This window comes from Mesorhizobium sp. M0340, from assembly GCF_040321535.1.
Taxonomy (GTDB): Bacteria; Pseudomonadota; Alphaproteobacteria; order Rhizobiales; family Rhizobiaceae; genus Mesorhizobium.
Map to the genome: position 1 here is coordinate 1 of NZ_JAMYRR010000067.1, position 2,204 is coordinate 2,204.

The window sequence follows — 2,204 nt, forward strand, 5'->3', positions numbered from 1 at the left end:
GTCCGGCCAGGGCTTCAGGCGATGCCAAGACAGATTGAGGTCTTCAAGTTCCTCCGGTGGCAATGATGCGGAGGACAAGCCGAATTCCTCGAGGCTGGCAACGAGATTTTCTCTGTTTACCTGATCGAGGGAAACGAATGATCGCTCACCTGCCCGGATCGGGTCGACCGAAGCGTCGTAGCGTCCTACCCACGCGTCGGCAAAACGAGCAGGGTCTATGCGGCCAAGGTTGTGGCGTTTCAGAAACTCTCCGACCTCGGCCGTGATGCTGCCACGCCAGTCGACCATCGTCCCCAGGACGTCAAAGAACAGAACTTCAATATTACGCACGTTTTCTCCTTACGCCGTGAAGTCCAGGGCTAGCCGCGATATGAAGGGTCGTTTCTGTCCAATTGCCGCTTCAAGTAGTCGAAGTGCGCGAATGCCTGGTCATTGTAGGGAAGCCAGTCATCGGCTGTCTTCTGGGCGACGTCGTCGGACATGACATTCAGAGCTGGCCAGTTGAATATGCGAGCACAAGGATCTTGGCCGCGCGCTCTGCGAAATAGAGGTCTTCAAAAGCCTCGGCGACTGTTCGGCCCGTGACCGTGACACCATGGTTGCCCATGATGATGAGGCTCTTGTTGCCGAAAGCAGCCGCCAAGCGTTGCCCTTCGGCGGCATCGTCAGCAATACCGCCGAAGCCGAGATCAAAGCCGAGCTTGCCAAAGAAACGGGCCGTGTTCTGGTCGACAGGCTTCATGTGAGGATCTTTCAGGCTGGCTAGCGCCGTCGTATACGGCGGATGGCAATGCAGCATACCCTGACTTCCGGGCGCGCGCCGTGCACGGAACCGTGGATCGTCCACGCGGAAGGATCTGGAGCGTCAGGCCGAGTCATCACCTCGCTGTCGCCAGCGTTAAGAACCAAGAGATCGCTCGCCCGAATCTCCCCGAAGTGCCGCCAGCGTGGGTTCATGAGAAATTTCTTCCCGTCAGCGGAAAGTGCGGCACTGAAATGATTTCCCACCGATTCATGCCAATCGAACTGAGCTGCCAGACGAAAGGCTGCAGCAAGATCGACCCGGAGCGACTGTGTTTCTTCCGCAGTCAGTTCGGAGGGATGGGGATGGGCGTTCATGAACTCGCTCTGGTTAAGGTGTGCTTATATTGTAACTGTGGATCGGCCCTCGCTAGTTGCGATAATTGCGTTATTGATTAGGTCTGGAAGATCTGAAAGTCTAATCTGACATAAGCAAGGGATTATGATATTGCGTCGACATCTCCCTCCTCTCCGGCTTCTGACAGCCTTTGAAACCGTGGTTCGTGCCGGCGGTGTCCAGAGCGCGGCGGCGGAGTTGAATGTCACGCAGCCCGCCGTCAGCCAAGCGCTTCGGAATCTCGAGGACTACATCGGCACGAAGCTGCTTGATCGACGGATGCGTCCTTCTGCGTTGACAGACGCAGGCCAGGTTCTGCTTCACGCAGTTTCGGACGGAATGGACCGGATCGAGAGCGCAATCGGAAAAATTAGAGCACTAGAGCGAAGCGAGCAGAACGTCGTTACGATCGCTTGCACCGTCTGCACTGGCACATATTGGCTAATGCCACGTTTGGCGACGTTCTACGCTCGACACCCCGACATTATTGTCCGGGTTGTACCAACATCCGGCAGCCCGCAGTTTACGCCCGAAGCCGACCTGGTGATTCGCTATGGGGCGGGCGACTGGCTTGATGGCAAATGCGAACCGCTGTTCGATGAGCGCTTGATCCCAGTCTGTAGCCCGAAGGCCGTTGAACGGCTCGGCTCTGGCAATTTCGGGCAAGCTACCCTCCTCCACGTTAATGCCGACGAGGAATTTTCGCCCGGCTGGGACGAATATTTCGACGCGGTCGGTCTACCGCATGACCGGGAAGGAGATCTCTCATTTGACAACCACGTTCAGGCAACTCAGGCTGCGCTAGCAGGGATGGGAGTGATGCTCGGATGGATTGCGAACACCGGTGACCTTGTCCGGGAAGAGCGGTTGGTGATCTTCCGTAATCAGTCCATCATCCCCGGTGGCGCCTACTACTTAATGAGCCCGTTGCAGAGCCCGAGCAAGCCCGCGTCCGAACTATTGGCGTCTCACCTGCGGACTTGCGTGGCCGCCTCGTAAATACGGTCATGAGCTGAATGGCTGCTTTGCCAACTAGATGCTCGAAAGATGCCAGTCCGCTCCCGGC

General features: G+C 57.1%; 2 protein-coding genes and 1 pseudogene. 1 reads left to right on the forward strand and 2 read right to left on the reverse strand.

Annotated features, from left to right (window positions below; genetic code table 11):
• A partial coding sequence (locus tag NKI79_RS33050; protein ID WP_502909892.1) for an HAD family hydrolase occupies positions 1 to 330 on the reverse strand: 330 nt, incomplete at its 3' end.
• A 157-nt stretch (positions 331 to 487) separates the two neighbouring features.
• A pseudogene (locus NKI79_RS33055) lies at positions 488 to 1,119 on the reverse strand (class II aldolase/adducin family protein).
• A 130-nt stretch (positions 1,120 to 1,249) separates the two neighbouring features.
• On the opposite strand from NKI79_RS33055, the gene NKI79_RS33060 reads away from it, so the two are divergent.
• The gene (locus NKI79_RS33060; RefSeq protein WP_352807482.1) at positions 1,250 to 2,137 is read left to right on the forward strand and encodes a LysR substrate-binding domain-containing protein; all 888 of its coding nucleotides are present in this window, start codon (positions 1,250 to 1,252) and stop codon (positions 2,135 to 2,137) included.
• Positions 2,138 to 2,204 lie beyond the last annotated feature (67 nt).